This is a genomic window from Xanthomonas arboricola (assembly GCF_002940665.1).
Classification (GTDB): Bacteria; Pseudomonadota; Gammaproteobacteria; order Xanthomonadales; family Xanthomonadaceae; genus Xanthomonas; species Xanthomonas arboricola_B.
Map to the genome: position 1 here is coordinate 402,525 of NZ_MIGY01000002.1, position 14,606 is coordinate 417,130.

Genomic DNA, 14,606 nt, shown 5'->3' on the forward strand with positions numbered 1-14,606 from the left:
CGCTTACAGTCCGCGCCAGTTTTGGGAAGTCGGTCGCGGAGGGCGACACGAATGGCCAAGGGTGCGGTCACCATCAAAGATGTCGCCAGGGAAGCGCAGGTCTCCGTCGCAACGGTGTCGCGTGCGCTCAATGGGCATGACAACGTCGCCGGACCGGTGCGCCAGCTGGTGCAGGACGTGGCCGCGCGGCTGCGCTACAGCCCGCATGCGGCAGCCCGCAGCCTCAGCAGCCGACGCACCCAGACCTTAGGGGTGGTGCTGCCCGATCTGTATGGCGAATTCTTTTCCGAACTGATCCGCGGGATCGACGGCGCGGCGCGTGCCGCCGGCCAGCATCTGCTGGTGTCCAGTTACCACGGCGACCCGGAGGCGCAGGGCAGGGCATTGCAGTCCATGCGCGGGCGGGTGGATGGTCTGCTGGTGCTGTCGCCGTATGCCGAGCAGCCGGGGTTCCTTACCGATAACCTGCCGCAGGCGCTGCCCACGGTATTGATCAACGCGCACGTTCCCGGCGATGCCTATCCGGTGCTGAGCATCGACGACCATGCCGGCGCGATGGCGATGACCGAGCACCTGCTGTCGGCCGGGCATCGACGCATCGCGTTCATCGGCGGGCCGGCGCTCAATTTCGATGCGCGCGAACGCCTGCGCGGCTTCCGCGATGCGATCGCCGCACACGGGGACACGGCGCAGGGCATCGAATTGCCCGGCGACTTCGATGAGGCCTCCGGCCACCGCGCCGGGCAGGCGATGCTGGCGGACGGGCCGCTGCCCGATGCTGTGTTCGCCGCCAACGACATGACCGCGTTGGGCTGCCTGTACGCGTTTGCCCAGGCCGATGTCTCGGTGCCCGGCGACGTCGCACTGGCCGGCTTCGACGATATTCCACTGGCCCGTTTCGTCCACCCGGCGCTGACCACGATGCGGGTCAGCATCGCGCGCCTGGGCGAGCAGGCAATGTCCCGGCTGATGCGGCTGGTGGACCAGCCCGGCCGTGATGACGGCATCCGCCAACTGCTCAAGCCCGAACTGGTGATCCGCGCTTCCTGCGGCGCCGGCGAGCCCCGCCCCTGAGGTTTCCAGCCCGCTGACCCTTTTCGCGGACGTTCTGTCCGCTCCCGCTGCCCCCCGCAGCGGTCGTTCCTGCAAGTCGCAACGCCACAACAACAATCTGTACCGATCCCTGGAGGGACCAATGCGCCACCACTACCCCCATTCCGCCAGCCCGGCACGCAAGCTGCTCAGCTGCGCATTGGCCAGTTGCCTGCTGCTCGGCGCAGCACCGGCCTTCGCGCAGAGTGCCGCCGCGACCATCCGCGGCCAGGTCACCGTCGACTCGGCACCTGCCAGCCAGGCCCAGGTCACCGCGACCAACCTTGCCACCGGCCTGACCCGCACCGTGCAGGTCAGCAACGGCGGCTACTCGCTCGGCGGCCTGCCGCCGGGCTCGTACCGCCTGGACGTCACCGCCAATGGCCAGACCACCTCGCAGAACGTCACCGTGCAGGTCGGCCAGACCGCCACCTTGAATCTGGGCGTCGGCGGCGAACCGGCCACGGCCGCCGGTGGTAACGCCACCACGCTGGACGCGGTGCAGGTCAAGGCGCCGCCGGTGCTGGTGGAAACCCGTACCTCCGAGAACGCCACCTATATCTCCAACGTGCAGATCCAGAACCTGCCGCGTGCCACGCGCAACTTCCTGGAACTGGCCGACACCGTGCCGAACGTGCAGTTCACCCGCGATGCCAACGGCACCACCAAGGTCCGCTCGGGCGCCACCTCGGCCGAAGGCACCAACGTCTACATCGACGGCGTGAGCCAGAAGAACTACGTGCTGACCGGCGGCGTCAGTGGCCAGGATTCCAGCCGCGGCAATCCGTTCCCGCAGTCGGCGATCGGCGAATACAAGGTCATCACCTCCAACTACAAGGCCGAGTTCGACCAGGTCAGCGGCGCGGCCATCGTGGCTTCGTCCAAGTCCGGTACCAACGATTTCCATGGCAGCTTCTTCTGGGACACCAGCAACGACGGCTGGCGCGAGGAGAGCCCGCTGGAAAAGCGCGCCGGCGTGCGCGACGACTTCGAGGAAACCCAATACGGCGCGACCTTCAGCGGCCCGATCCTGAAGGACAAGGCGCATTTCTTCGTCGCCTATGAAGCCAAGGAATACACCACGCCGAACGTGGTGATCCCCGGTTCGATCTATTCGGACCGCGTCGATCAGCTGCCCACGCAGTTGCAGCCGCTGGTCGCCACCTACAGCACGCCATTCAAGGAAGACCTGTACTTCGCCAAGATCGACTGGACCATCGGCGACAACAGCCTGTTCGAGCTGAGTGGCAAGTACCGCAAGGAAGACGAGCTCAACGACGTCGGCGGTACCTCGACCCTGGAGCACGGCAGCATCAACGGCCAGGAAGAAAAGCGCGCCAACCTGCGCTGGCAGTACAGCGGTGCCAACTTCCTCAACGAAGCCAATCTCAGCTACGAGAGCGCGTTCTGGAACCAGGCGCCGATCAACAACGGCACCGGTTATGTGCTGAGTTATGCGCCGGTGCGCGGCATCGAGGACGAAGTGCTGTCCGCCGGCGCCGGCAGCAGCTTCCAGCGCAAGGGTCAGAAGGGCTGGACCTTCCAGGACGACCTGACCCTGAACAGCCTGGAATGGCACGGCGCGCACACCGTCAAGATGGGCGTGAAGTTCAAGAGCATCGATCTGGATTCCACCCAGTTCAACCCGGCCAATCCGCAGTACTACTACAACATCCTTGGCGATCTCGAAACGCCGTACCGGGTGCGCTTCGGTGCGCCGCTGGTCGAAGGTGGCGGTTCGGTGGTGTCCAAAAACAAGCAGTACGGCATCTATCTGCAGGACGACTGGGAGGTCAACGAGCACTGGACCCTGAACCTGGGCGTGCGCTACGACTACGAAGAAACCCCGGCGTTCCTGGACTTCGTCACCCCGTCCGACGTTGCCGGTGCGCTGCAGAACTGGACCAACCTGCAGAACGCCAACTACGACATCAACAACTTCATCAGCACCGGCAACAACCGCAAGGCATTCAAGAACGCCTGGCAGCCGCGCCTGGGTGCTTCCTATGACCTGTTCGGCGATCAGGCCCACGTGATCTACGGTGGTGCCGGCCGCGCGTACGACCGCAACATCTTCGACTACCTGGCGCTCGAGCAGCTCAACAACTCGTTCAAGTCCTACAGCTATTACTTCACCAGCCCCAACAATCCGGCCTGCCTGGGCGACCCGTGCGTGGCATGGAATCCGGCCTACAACACCCAGGAAGGTCTCGACGCACTGGCGGCGACCAGCAGTGGCGGCGGCGGTCGCGAGGTCTACCTGATCGACAACAACATCAAGACCCCGTACTCGGACCAATTCAGCATCGGCATGCGCAATATGGTGCCGCTGTGGGGCCAGGACTGGTTCACCGACGTGACCCTGAGCCGCATCGAAAGCCACGACGGCTTCGCATTCGTGCGCGGCAATCGTCTGCCGGATGGGTCGTTCTTCCAGCCGGGCACCACCTCTGGCTCGCCGACCGACGGCCCGGACGGCTACAGCGCCATCGTGCTGGGCACCAACGGCGTGGAAACCCGCAACAACCAGCTTGCCCTGCAGGTGGAAAAGCCGTTTGACGAGGAATCCGGCTGGGCCCTGACCGTGGCCTACACCTATTCCGACGCCAAGGAGAACCGCCAGTTCGGCGAGCACTACGCACTGGACCGCGAGCGCGTTGAAGACTACGGCTGGCGCGAGGCCGGTGGCATCGCCAAGAACCGCCTGGTGGTCACCGGCATCTACGAGCTGCCGTACGAGATCAAGCTGTCCGGCAAGCTGTCGCTGGCCAGCCAGACCGCGCGTTACGGGCAGAACTGCCTGGCCGGCAACGATCAGTGCTACATCGTGCAGTTCAAGCCGGACGGTACGCTGGGCTACAAGGAGTTCAGCATCGCCGCCAATAAAGAGTGGGATACCGGTGGCGGTGTCAAATTCAACGTGCGTGCGGATATCCTCAACGTGTTCAATTGGGTGAACTACGCCAACTTTAACGGCGAGACCGGGACACTCGGAGACTTGAACACGGCTTACGGCACCCCGACCGGTGTGCTGGCGTCGCCGATGCGTACCTTCCGTCTGGCCTTTGGCCTGAACTGGTGAGGTGCTCGACCGCTCCGGCAGATGCCGGGGCGGTCGAACTCGGCGCTTGGATAGGGTAGGTTGGCGTGCGAGATGTAATCGATTACACACGTGGGGGGCGGATGAACAGGGGCAGGACGTCGTATTGGTTGACCATTCCACTATTGCTGGGTGCGCTGGTACTGGCGTCGTGCAAACAGGCCGAGCAACCCAAAGTGGCCGAAAAGAAGGCACCGGTGAAAATCATCCTGGTGGAAGCGCAGCTGCCACCCAAGCCAGTCAAACCGCCGCTGCCGCCGCTGTTCTCGGACATCGAGCGCCGCACCTTCCAGTTTTTCTGGGATACCACCAACGAACTCAATGGGCTGTCGCCGGACCGCTTTCCGTCGCGCCCGTTCGCCAGCATCGCCTCGGTGGGGTTTGCGCTGACCGCGTACCCGATCGGCATCGAGAACGGCTGGGTCAGTCGCAATCAGGCGATCGACCGTACCCTGACCACACTCAAATTCTTCCGCGATGCGCCAATGGGGCCGCAGCGGACCGGTAGAGCCGGGTACAAGGGCTTCTACTACCACTTTCTGGACATGCAGCAGGGCAACCGTTACGACAGCTGGGTCGAGCTGTCGAGCGTGGACACCGCGCTGCTGATGATGGGCGTGTTGTTCACCCAGTCGTATTACGACGGCGACGACCCGCGCGAGAAAGAGATCCGGCAGATCGCCGATGCGCTGTACAAGCGTGTGGACTGGCGCTGGCTGCAGCAGCGCGCGCCGCTGATCTCGATGGGCTGGTTCCCCGAGAGCGGGTTCATCGACCACGACTGGATGGGCTACAACGAGGCGATGATGCTGTACATCCTCGCGCTCGGCTCGCCGACCCACGGTGTGGATGTGGATGCGTGGACCAGCTGGACCCGCACCTACAACAACGACTGGGGCGTCTACCAGGGCCAGGAATACCTGTCCTTCGGCCCGCTGTTCGGTCACCAGTACAGCCATGTCTGGATCGATTTCCGCGATATCCAGGACCAGTACATGCGCGAACGCGGCATCGACTATTTCCTCAACAGCCGCCGCGCCACCCTGGCCCAGCGCGACTACGCCATCGACAACCCGATGAAGTGGAAGGACTACGGCGAAAACGTCTGGGGCCTGACCGCCGGCGACGGCCCGCAGAATACCAGCCAGGAATACCGTGGCGAGCAACGCCAGTTCCGCCACTACTCCTCGCGCGGCGCCGGCCTGCGCGAGAACTTCGACGACGGCACCATCGTGCCGTCGGCGGCGATTTCCTCGATCGTGTTCGCCCCGGAAGTGGTGATCCCGGCCACCGAGGAAATGCACAAGCGCTATGGTGATTTCCTGTACTCCAGCTACGGCTTTCTGGACTCGTTTAATCCCAGCTTCAACTACGACACCCCGCTCAAGACCGGACGCATGGTGCCGGACCGTGGCTGGGTGGCCAGCGACTACATCGCCATCGACCAGGGCCCGATCCTGGCGATGATCGCCAACTACCAGAACGAATTCGTCTGGACCGTGATGAAGAAGAACCCCTACATCCGGGCCGGTCTGGAACGCGCCGGCTTCACCGGCGGCTGGCTCACCCCCGAAGGCGAGCCGCAGCCGGCGCCGCAGAAGGACGAGCAGAAGGCCGCCGCCCGCGCGCTGGGCATGGCCGAGTCGCGCGCCGCCGCCGCCCAGGCCCAGCAAGACCCCTCGCAACGCCAAAAACCCGAGTAATCCGTGCGCCTTTTGAAACTGTTGATGATCTCCGCCGCACTGTGTCTGGGTGTGGCGGGCTGCGAACGCTCCGACCCCGGCAAGACCACCGTGCGCTTCTGGGCCATGGGCAAGGAGGCCGAGGTGGTCGCCGAGCTGGTGACCGACTTCGAGAAGCAGAACCCGGACATCCACGTGGATGTGCAGAACATCCCGATGACGGCGGCGCACGAAAAACTGCTGACCGCCTTTGCCGCCGATGGCTTGCCGGACGTGTGCCAGCTCGGCAACACCTGGCTGCCCGAGTTCGCCCTGCTGGACACGCTGGAGCCGATGCAGCCGTATGTGGCCCGTTCCAGGAGCGTCGACCCGCAGGACTATTTCCCCGGCGTGTGGGACACCAATCTGGTCGACGGCACCCTGTATGGCGTGCCGTGGTATGTGGACACCCGGCTGCTGTTCTATCGCAAGGACCTGCTGCGCGAGGCCGGTTACAGCGAGATGCCCAAGACCTGGGCCGAGATGGAACAGGTGATGGCGGCGATCAAGCGCAAGGTCGGCCCGGACCGCTACGCCATCCTGATGCCGCTCAACGAGTTCGAGCAGCAGCTGTCGTTCGCGCTGCAGCAGGACGACCGCCTGCTGCGCGACCACGACAACTACGGCAACTTCCGCGGCGAGGGCTTCCGCAAGGCGCTGGGCTTCTACGACACCATGTATCAGAAAGGCTGGGCGCCGAAGGTTTCCGAGACCCAGGTCTCCAACGTCTGGTACGAATTCTTCAACGGCTATTACGCGTTCTATCTGTCCGGCCCGTGGAACGTGCGCGAGTTCAAGCTACGCCAGCCGCCGGGCATGGAAGGCAAGTGGGGCACCGCGGCGCTGCCGGGACCCAACGGCCTGGGCGCGGGGATTGCCGGCGGTTCCAGCCTGGTGATCTTCAAGTCGTCGCAGCACAAGGACGCCAGCTGGAAGCTGATCGAATACCTGTCGCAGCCGCAGGTGCAGGCGCGCTTCCACGCCATCATCGGCGACCTGCCGCCGCGTCGCAGCACCTGGAAGTTGCCCTCGCTGGCCAACGACGAACTGGCGCATGCCTTCGGCGACCAGCTGGAGCGGGTCAAGGCCACGCCCAAGGTATTGGAGTGGGAGCGCATCGTGCAGGAAATGCGCCTGGTGACCGAGCGCGTGGTGCGTGGCGGTCAATCGCACGAGGCCGCCGTGCAGGAGCTGGATAAACGCGTGGACGAGATTCTGGCCAAGCGCCGCTGGATCTTCGAACAGGAGGGCGGGCATATCGGTCCGGCCAATCCATCTGCAACGCCTGCGGCGACATCTGCCGCCGCGCCAGTGCCGGCATCGGACAAGGGAGCAGCACGATGATGAGGCGTAATTCCGTCGCCGGCTGGGTGTTCGCCGCGCCGTCGATCCTGGTGCTGGGCATGTTCTTCGGCGTGCCGGTGTTCGCCGCGCTGGTGCTCAGCGTCACCGATTTCGATCTGTACGCGCTGGCCGACAGCGGCCATTTGCGCTTCGTGGGGCTGGGCAACTACATCGACCTGCTGCAGACGCCGCTGTTCTGGAAGTCGTTGTGGAACACCACGTACTTCGTGCTGCTGGGCGTGCCGATGTCGATCGGGGTGTCGCTGGGCGCCGCATTGCTGCTCAATGCCAAGGCCTCGCGCTTCAAGGCGCTGTTCCGTACCGCCTTGTTCGCCCCGGTGGTGACCACGCTGGTGGCGGTGGCGGTGATCTGGCGCTATCTGTTCCACATCAGGTACGGCCTGGTGAACTTCGGCCTGAGCCATCTGGGCATCGCCCCGATCGACTGGCTGGGCGACCCGCGCTGGGCGATGCCGACCATCATGCTGTTCGCGGTATGGAAGAACTTCGGCTACAACATGGTGATCTTCCTGGCCGGGCTGCAGGCCATTCCGCAGGACCTGTATGAGGCCGCGCGCATCGATGGTGCCTCGCGCTGGAAGCAGTTCCTGCATATCACCCTGCCGATGCTCGGCCCGGTGCTGATGGTGGTCGGGGTGATCACCATCTCCGGCTACTTCCAGCTGTTCGCCGAGCCCTATGTGATGACCCGCGGCGACCCACTGCAAAGCACCGTGAGCGTGCTGTACTTCATGTTCGAGGAAGGCTTCAAGTGGTGGAACCTGGGCCGCGCGTCGGCGGTGGCGTTCCTGCTGTTTTTGATCATCCTGGCGGTGACCACCGTGATGCTGCGCTTCGGCCGCAAGAGAGATTTGATATGAGTCGTGATGTCGGCCAATCGCGCTGGAATGGCGTGCTGATCAACGGCGGCCTGCTGGTGCTGGCGTTGGTCAGCCTGGCACCGCTGCTGTGGATGCTGTCGGTGTCGTTCATGCCCACCGGCGAGGCCAGCCGCTTCCCGCCGCCGATGCTGCCCTCGGCGTTCACCACCGCCAACTACCACGAGCTGTTCGCGCGTACCGGCATGGCGCGCAACTTCGCCAACAGCCTGATGGTGTCCGGGCTGATCACGCTCGGCTCGCTGCTGATCAACACCATGGCCGGCTATGCGTTCGCCAAGCTGCAGTTCGTTGGCCGCGAGCGCATCTTCAAGATCCTGATGGCGGCATTGGTGATTCCGGCGCAGGTGGCGATGCTGCCGCTGTTCCTGTTGATGAAGCAGCTGCATCTGGTCAACAACATCGGCGGGGTGGTGGTGCCGGCGCTGGCGACGGTGTTCGGCATCTTCCTGGTGCGCCAGTACGCGCGCAGCATTCCCGACGAACTGATCGAGGCCGCGCGCATCGACGGTGCCAGCGAGATGCGGATCTTCTTCCAGATCGTGCTGCCGATGCTCAAGCCGGTGCTGGTCACCTTGACCATCTTCACCTTCATGGGCTCGTGGAACGACTTCATGTGGCCGCTGATCGTGCTGACCGACCAGGAGCAGTACACCTTGCCGGTGGCGCTGGCGGCGCTGTCGCGCGAGCACATCATGGACGTGGAGCTGATGATGGCCGGCGCAGTGGTGACGGTGATTCCGGTGCTGCTATTGTTCGTCGCGCTGCAGCGCTACTACATCCAAGGTCTTCTGCTGGGGAGTGTGAAGGGGTGAAGCCAATGTTCCTGCGATTGCTTGCCATGACCGCTGTTGCCACGTCTGCGGTCACGGCGCAGGCGCAGGAACGCGTGCTCGACGGCTTCAACGACATCAGCGCCTGGCGCCTGGTGGTCTCCAACCAGGTCAGCGGTTCGCTGCGGCCGGTGGCCACCAGTTCCGGCGGGCATGCCCTGTGCCTGGACTACAACTTCAACAGCGTATCCGGCTATGTCGGCATCCGCCGCAGCCTGCCGATCGACTATCCGGACAATTACCGTATCGGCTTTGCGCTGCGCGGCGAGTCGCCGTCCAACGACCTGCAGGTCAAGCTGATCGACGCCAGCGGCGACAACGTGTGGTGGATCAACCGGCCCGGCTTCAACTTCCCGAAGAACTGGACCACCGTCGGCTATCGCAGGCGCAACATCGAAAAGGCCTGGGGCCCGGGTCAGGACAAGCAGCTGCGCAGCAGCGCGGATGTCGAATTCACCATCTACAACAAGGTCGGCGGCAAGGGCACGGTGTGCTTCGACCGCCTGACGCTCACGCCGCTGCCGCCGGAAGACACCTCGCCGTTGAAGGCCGAGGCCATCACCGATACCGCGCCCGCACTGGAACAACGCCTGGCCGACGGCAAGCCGGAGACCTTCTGGCTCAGCGGCGCGGTCAAGCAACAGACCGTCACGCTGGATCTGGGCAAGGTGCGCGAATTCGGCGGCGCAGTGGTGCAGTGGGTGCCCGGCCTGCAGGCCTCGCAATACGTGGTGCGCGCGTCCAGCGACGGGCGCGGCTGGCGCGACCTGCGCACCGTCACGGCCGGTGCCGGCGGCACCGATTGGCTGGCACTGCCGGACACCGAGGCGCGTTACCTGCGTTTCGATCTCAAGGACGGCCCCAACTGGCGCTACGGCATCAAGGAAGTGCAGCTGCAGCCGCTGGCGTTTGCGGCGACCCCGAACGATTTCATCAAGTCGCTGGCCGCACAGATGCCGCGCGGCAGCTATCCGCGCAGTTTCTCCGGCGAGCAGCCGTACTGGACCATCCTGGGTCTGGATGGCGGCACCGAGCAGGGCCTGATCGGCGAGGACGGCGCGGTGGAAGTGGGCAAGGGCGGCTTCAGCATCGAGCCGTTCGTGGTCAGCGGCGGCAAGCTGCTGCACTGGTCCGACGTCAGCAGCGAGCAGAGCCTGCAGGACGATTACCTGCCGATTCCCAGCGTCGACTGGCATCACGACCTGATGAACCTGCGCGTGACCGCGTTCGTGCAGGGCACCCCGGAGCAGGCGCAACTGGTCGCACGCTATCAGCTGCACAACACCGGCAAGGAGGCGCGCGAGTTCACCCTGGCGTTGGCAGTGCGGCCGTTCCAGGTCAATCCGCCGGCGCAGTTCCTCAATACCCTGGGCGGCGTCAGCCGGATCGAACAACTGGCGGTGGACGGTGCGCAGGTCAGCGTCAACGGCAGGCCGCGCGTATTCGCCGCACAGCGTCCGGATGCCGGTTTTGCCAGCGCTTTCGACAGCGGCATGGACGTCAGCCATCTCACTGCCGCCACCCCGCCGGCGATCACCCAGGTCAAGGACGATACCGGCCTGGCCTCGGGCGTGCTGCTGTATCGCTGGAAGCTGGAGCCTGGCCAACGGCGCGAGGTGGCGCTGGTGGTTCCGCAGACCGGCACCGCGCAACTGCCGGCCGACTTCGATGCCGACAATGCGCAGCAGCAGGTGGCCCAGCAGTGGCGCAGCAAGCTTGATCGCGTGCGCATCAGCGTGCCGGCCGAAGGCAAGCCGGTGGTCGACACCTTGCGCACGGCGCTGGCGCACATGCTGATCTCGCGCATCGGCCCGCGGTTGCAGCCCGGCACGCGCTCGTATTCGCGCAGCTGGATCCGCGACGGCGCGATGATTTCCGAAGGCCTGCTGCGGCTCGGCCGCGAAGACGTGGTGCGCGAGTACGTCGACTGGTTCGCCCCGTATCAGTTCGCCGACGGCATGGTGCCGTGCTGCGTGGACGACCGCGGCAGCGACCCGGTGCCCGAGAACGACAGCCATGGCGAGCTGATCTTCAACATCGCCGAGTACTACCGCTACACCGGCGACAAGGCGTTCCTGGAAAAGATGTGGCCGCACGTGACCGGCGCCTACGACTACATGGAAAAGCTGCGCGCCAGCGAGCGCACCGAAGACAACTTCATGCGCAACCCGGCCTTCTACGGAATGATGCCGGTGTCGATCAGCCACGAAGGTTATTCGGCCAAGCCGGTACATTCGTATTGGGACAACTTCTGGGCGCTGCGCGGCTACAAGGATGCGGCGATGCTGGCCGGCGCGCTCGACAAGCCCGACGAGGTCGCCCGCTTCAGCGCCGCACGCGACGAATTCAGTGGCGACCTGGTCGCCTCGCTGGGGGCGGCGGTGCGCCAGCACAGTCTCGATTTCCTGCCCGGCTCGGCCGAGCTCGGCGACTTCGATGCGACCTCCACCACCATCGCGCTGGCCCCGGGTGGCGAGCAGCAACGCCTGCCGCAGGACTTGCTGACCAATACCTTCGAACGCTACTGGAAGGAGTTTTCCGAGCGCCGCGACGGCAAGCGCGCATGGAAGGACTACACACCCTACGAATGGCGCAACGTGGCCGCATTCGTGCGCCTGGGCTGGCGTGACCGCGCCTGGGACGCCACCGCGTTCTTCTTCAAGGACCGCGCGCCGCAACCGTGGAACCAATGGGCCGAAGTGGTCTCGCGCACGCCGCGTGCGCCGTTCTTCGTCGGCGACCTGCCGCATGCCTGGGTCGCCTCGGATTTCGTGCGCTCGGTGCTGGACATGTTTGCCTACGGACGCGAATCCGACGCCAGCCTGGTCATCGCTGCCGGCACCCCGACGCGCTGGTTCGAGGGCAAAGGCATCGGCATCGCCGAACTGCGCACGCCGTACGGGCGTCTGAATTACACCCTGCAGCGCACCGACAAGCAGCTGGTGCTGCAACTGCAGCCCGGCCTGATCCTGCCGCCGGGCGGGGTGGTGTTGCCGTGGCCGTACCAGGGCACCCCGGGCAAGGCCAGCATCAACGGCGAATCGGCGCAATGGCACAACGGCGAACTGCGGATTCAACAGCTGCCGGCCACTGTGCAGATCGATGTGCCCAGCGCGGTGCGGCGGGCCGAGCGCGCTACGCAATGAATGGCGCAGCTCGACCGAGCAGGGCAGCGCTGGCGCGGCGTGGTGACCGATGGCCGGTCGTGTGGGTGGCGCTGCTGCTGTGCGCCGGCGCTGTACACGCCACGCAGGCCAGCCACGCCCTGCAGGTCGCACAACCCGCACAGGTCAACCAGACCGATCGTGCAGAACGCGCATCCCAGCCAGTGCAGCCGCCGGGCCCGGCGCAGCGCGAGATGACCCTGGTCACGCTCAACCTGCATCACGACCGCGAAGACTGGCCGGCGCGTCGCGCCTATATCGCCAAACAGCTCAAGCAGCTGGCGCCGGACGTGATCGCGCTGCAGGAAGTGATCGAACGCCGCGACAGCGTGGAGAACCAGGCCGCCTGGCTGGCGCGCAAGCTGGGTTACGACTACACCTTCGCATCGGTCGATCCGGTCGGCGCGCCCAAGCGCTACGGCAACGCGTTGCTGAGCCGGCGCAGGGTGCTGGCTCGGCATCAGCGCCTGCTGCAGCCGCTGGACGATTACCGCGTTGCCGCGCATCTGCAGGTCGATATCGATGGCCAACCGATCAATGTCTACGTCACCCACCTCAACGAGCGTGCCGATGCACGCGGCACGGCCACACGTACGCGTCAGGTCGCCGACTTGCTGGACTTCATTTCCTCCAACAGCAATCAGGCACCGGTCGTGATTGCCGGCGACTTCAACACCGCCGCCGATGCCCTGGATCTGGAAGCGCTACGCAAGGGCTACGGCGACAGCTACGGCAGCGTGCACCGCAACGGCGACGCCAGCGTCAGCACCTTGAACCTGCATGTCTTCGACACGCCGGCGCGGATCGACCACGTGTTCTTTCAGCAGAACCGCCTGCTGGCCCGCGAAGCGCGCATCCTGTTCGACACGCCGTATGCCGAAGGTCGCTGGGCCTCGGACCACTACGGCGTCTGGGTGTGCCTGCAGCTCGCGCCACAGGCGCAGTCCGCGCCGTAGCCGCGCGCAAGCGATCGAATGCCGTAGGAGCGCACCCGGGCGCGATGGGGCGTTACCGGTAACGCCCCATCGCGCCCGGGTGCGCTCCCACGAGAAGCACCAGATTGCAGCGCCGCCACGCTCACCCGTGCAGGCGATTGAAGATCTGCACACCGGCCAGCCACACGCCCGCCATGCTGCCCACGTTGGTCAGCAGGAAGGTCAGCACCACGCGTGAGACGCGATTGCGGTACCAGCCGCGCAAGGTCTGCGCGTCGTCGCGTAGCGACAGGAAGTCGCCATAGGCCGGCTTGCGCATATGCACTTCGACCAGGGCCGCAAACGCACCGGTCGGCACGCTCAGACGGAACGGCTTGAAGGGCGCCACGACCGCCGCAGTGAGGATGCTCAAGGGATGGCTGCCGGCCAACAGGCAACCCAACGCCGCCAGTCCGCCGGTATACATCGCCCACTGCAACAACAGGTCCGCGCCCATGCTCAGACCGCCGCGCCAGAACCCGATGCCGATGCCGGTGATGATGATCGCCAGGATGCCCAATGTGATCCACGGAATGCGCTTGCGCTGCTGCACGTATTCCAGCGACTCGCGCAACGGGCCGGGTGCGGCGGTGTCCTGTTCCAGGTGGCGCGCAAGACCGGCCAGATGCCCTGCACCGACCACCGCCAGTATCTCGCGCTGATCCGTAGTGGCTTCCTCGCGCAGGCGCGTGGCCATGTACTGGTCGCGCTCGGCAATCACGGTCTCGTACAGCTCCGGGCTTTCGCTGGCAAAATCGCCGAAGCTCGCCTCCAGCATGTCGCCTTGTTTGAGCTTTTCGATTTCCTCTTCGCCCACCTCGTCAGCCGCGAACAGACCGCCGAGAAGGCCTCCGGCCAGTTTCATCTTGCCGAAGAATCCCAGCCGCCCGGACGCGCGCTTGAAGGTCAGGCCGACTTCGCGATCGATCAGGTGCACGGGCAGGCCTTGCGCGCGCGCCAGATTCACCGCTTCCTTCAACTCCGCGCCCGGCTCGATGCCGAGCTGCTTGGCCAGGCGGCGCTGGTAGGCGGCCAGGGCGAGGTTCGCCGCGAACAAGGCCACCCGGCCCTTACGAATCACCTGTACCAGGTCCAGACGGGCGAGGGCGTCCGGATCGCTGAGCGCCTGCAGGCGCTGCGCATCCAGCTCCACCGCCACCGCGTCGTAGCGGCCGCTGCCGATCGCCCGCTGCACTGCGGCCACGCTGGCCAGTGACACGTGCGCGGTACCTAGCAACGTATAGCGCACGCCATCGCGTTCGACGATGCGATGCGGCTGGCCGGACAACGCATCGTCCAGAACGTGGGTGGTTTGCTCAGTCATGGGGTCATTCATCAGAAGGAGGGGCGGTGTCGCCGGAGCCGAGCGCGGTGCATCTGCACGCCGTCCAGCCAGCGACCATGCTTGCGGCCGATACCGGTGAACACTCCGACCGTGATTGCCGGGATGTCCGCGTCGCGGACATTGCGCAACTCGAC

At 65.3% G+C, this 14,606-nt stretch carries 9 protein-coding genes and 1 pseudogene; 8 read left to right on the forward strand and 2 right to left on the reverse strand.

Annotated features, from left to right (window positions below; genetic code table 11):
- Nucleotides 1–51 precede the first annotated feature (51 nt).
- The 8 genes from XarjCFBP7645_RS08635 to XarjCFBP7645_RS08670 all read left to right on the forward strand — a co-directional run bounded on the left by XarjCFBP7645_RS08635 (nucleotide 52) and on the right by XarjCFBP7645_RS08670 (nucleotide 13,109).
- The gene (locus XarjCFBP7645_RS08635; protein WP_104537161.1) at nucleotides 52–1,074 is read left to right on the forward strand and encodes a LacI family DNA-binding transcriptional regulator; all 1,023 of its coding nucleotides are present in this window, start codon (nucleotides 52–54) and stop codon (nucleotides 1,072–1,074) included.
- A 121-nt stretch (nucleotides 1,075–1,195) separates the two neighbouring features.
- Nucleotides 1,196–4,174: a TonB-dependent receptor gene (locus XarjCFBP7645_RS08640; protein WP_104537162.1), complete on the forward strand. Its 2,979-nt coding sequence runs from the start codon at nucleotides 1,196–1,198 to the stop codon at nucleotides 4,172–4,174.
- 101 nt (nucleotides 4,175–4,275) lie between these two features.
- Nucleotides 4,276–5,895 (forward strand): glucoamylase family protein, encoded by a 1,620-nt coding sequence (locus XarjCFBP7645_RS08645; protein ID WP_104537163.1) that lies wholly within the window; start codon nucleotides 4,276–4,278, stop codon nucleotides 5,893–5,895.
- 3 nt (nucleotides 5,896–5,898) lie between these two features.
- Nucleotides 5,899–7,257, forward strand: coding sequence for a sugar ABC transporter substrate-binding protein (locus XarjCFBP7645_RS08650; protein ID WP_104537164.1), 1,359 nt, complete (start codon nucleotides 5,899–5,901; stop codon nucleotides 7,255–7,257).
- Nucleotides 7,254–8,138 (forward strand): carbohydrate ABC transporter permease, encoded by an 885-nt coding sequence (locus XarjCFBP7645_RS08655; RefSeq protein ID WP_104537165.1) that lies wholly within the window; start codon nucleotides 7,254–7,256, stop codon nucleotides 8,136–8,138. Before XarjCFBP7645_RS08650 ends, XarjCFBP7645_RS08655 begins: the two co-directional genes overlap by 4 nt.
- A complete protein-coding gene (locus XarjCFBP7645_RS08660) occupies nucleotides 8,135–8,971 on the forward strand; it encodes a carbohydrate ABC transporter permease (RefSeq protein ID WP_046342961.1) in 837 nt (278 codons plus the stop codon). Before XarjCFBP7645_RS08655 ends, XarjCFBP7645_RS08660 begins: the two co-directional genes overlap by 4 nt.
- A 26-nt stretch (nucleotides 8,972–8,997) precedes the next feature.
- A complete protein-coding gene (locus tag XarjCFBP7645_RS08665) occupies nucleotides 8,998–12,135 on the forward strand; it encodes a discoidin domain-containing protein (protein WP_181126262.1) in 3,138 nt (1,045 codons plus the stop codon).
- 59 nt (nucleotides 12,136–12,194) lie between these two features.
- Complete coding sequence (locus tag XarjCFBP7645_RS08670; RefSeq protein WP_104537167.1) at nucleotides 12,195–13,109, forward strand: endonuclease/exonuclease/phosphatase family protein; 915 nt, start codon at nucleotides 12,195–12,197, stop codon at nucleotides 13,107–13,109.
- A 121-nt stretch (nucleotides 13,110–13,230) separates the two neighbouring features.
- Here XarjCFBP7645_RS08670 and XarjCFBP7645_RS08675 read toward each other — a convergent pair whose 3' ends face one another.
- A complete protein-coding gene (locus XarjCFBP7645_RS08675; RefSeq protein WP_047124345.1) occupies nucleotides 13,231–14,463 on the reverse strand; it encodes a TraB/GumN family protein in 1,233 nt (410 codons plus the stop codon).
- Nucleotides 14,456–14,564 (reverse strand): annotated as a pseudogene (locus tag XarjCFBP7645_RS08680) (GNAT family N-acetyltransferase); the annotation flags it as partial. The gene XarjCFBP7645_RS08675 and the pseudogene XarjCFBP7645_RS08680, both read right to left, overlap by 8 nt.
- Nucleotides 14,565–14,606: the final 42 nt, after the last annotated feature.

Bases quoted from the DNA above. Each gene is read 5' to 3' on its own strand.
- XarjCFBP7645_RS08635 (WP_104537161.1), top strand. From the start codon at position 52: ATGGCCAAGGGTGCGGTCACCATCAAAGATGTCGCCAGGGAAGCGCAG.
- XarjCFBP7645_RS08640 (WP_104537162.1), top strand. From the start codon at position 1,196: ATGCGCCACCACTACCCCCATTCCGCCAGCCCGGCACGCAAGCTGCTC.
- XarjCFBP7645_RS08645 (WP_104537163.1), top strand. From the start codon at position 4,276: ATGAACAGGGGCAGGACGTCGTATTGGTTGACCATTCCACTATTGCTG.
- XarjCFBP7645_RS08655 (WP_104537165.1), top strand. From the start codon at position 7,254: ATGATGAGGCGTAATTCCGTCGCCGGCTGGGTGTTCGCCGCGCCGTCG.
- XarjCFBP7645_RS08660 (WP_046342961.1), top strand. From the start codon at position 8,135: ATGAGTCGTGATGTCGGCCAATCGCGCTGGAATGGCGTGCTGATCAAC.
- XarjCFBP7645_RS08665 (WP_181126262.1), top strand. From the start codon at position 8,998: ATGACCGCTGTTGCCACGTCTGCGGTCACGGCGCAGGCGCAGGAACGC.
- XarjCFBP7645_RS08675 (WP_047124345.1), bottom strand. From the start codon at position 14,463: ATGAATGACCCCATGACTGAGCAAACCACCCACGTTCTGGACGATGCG.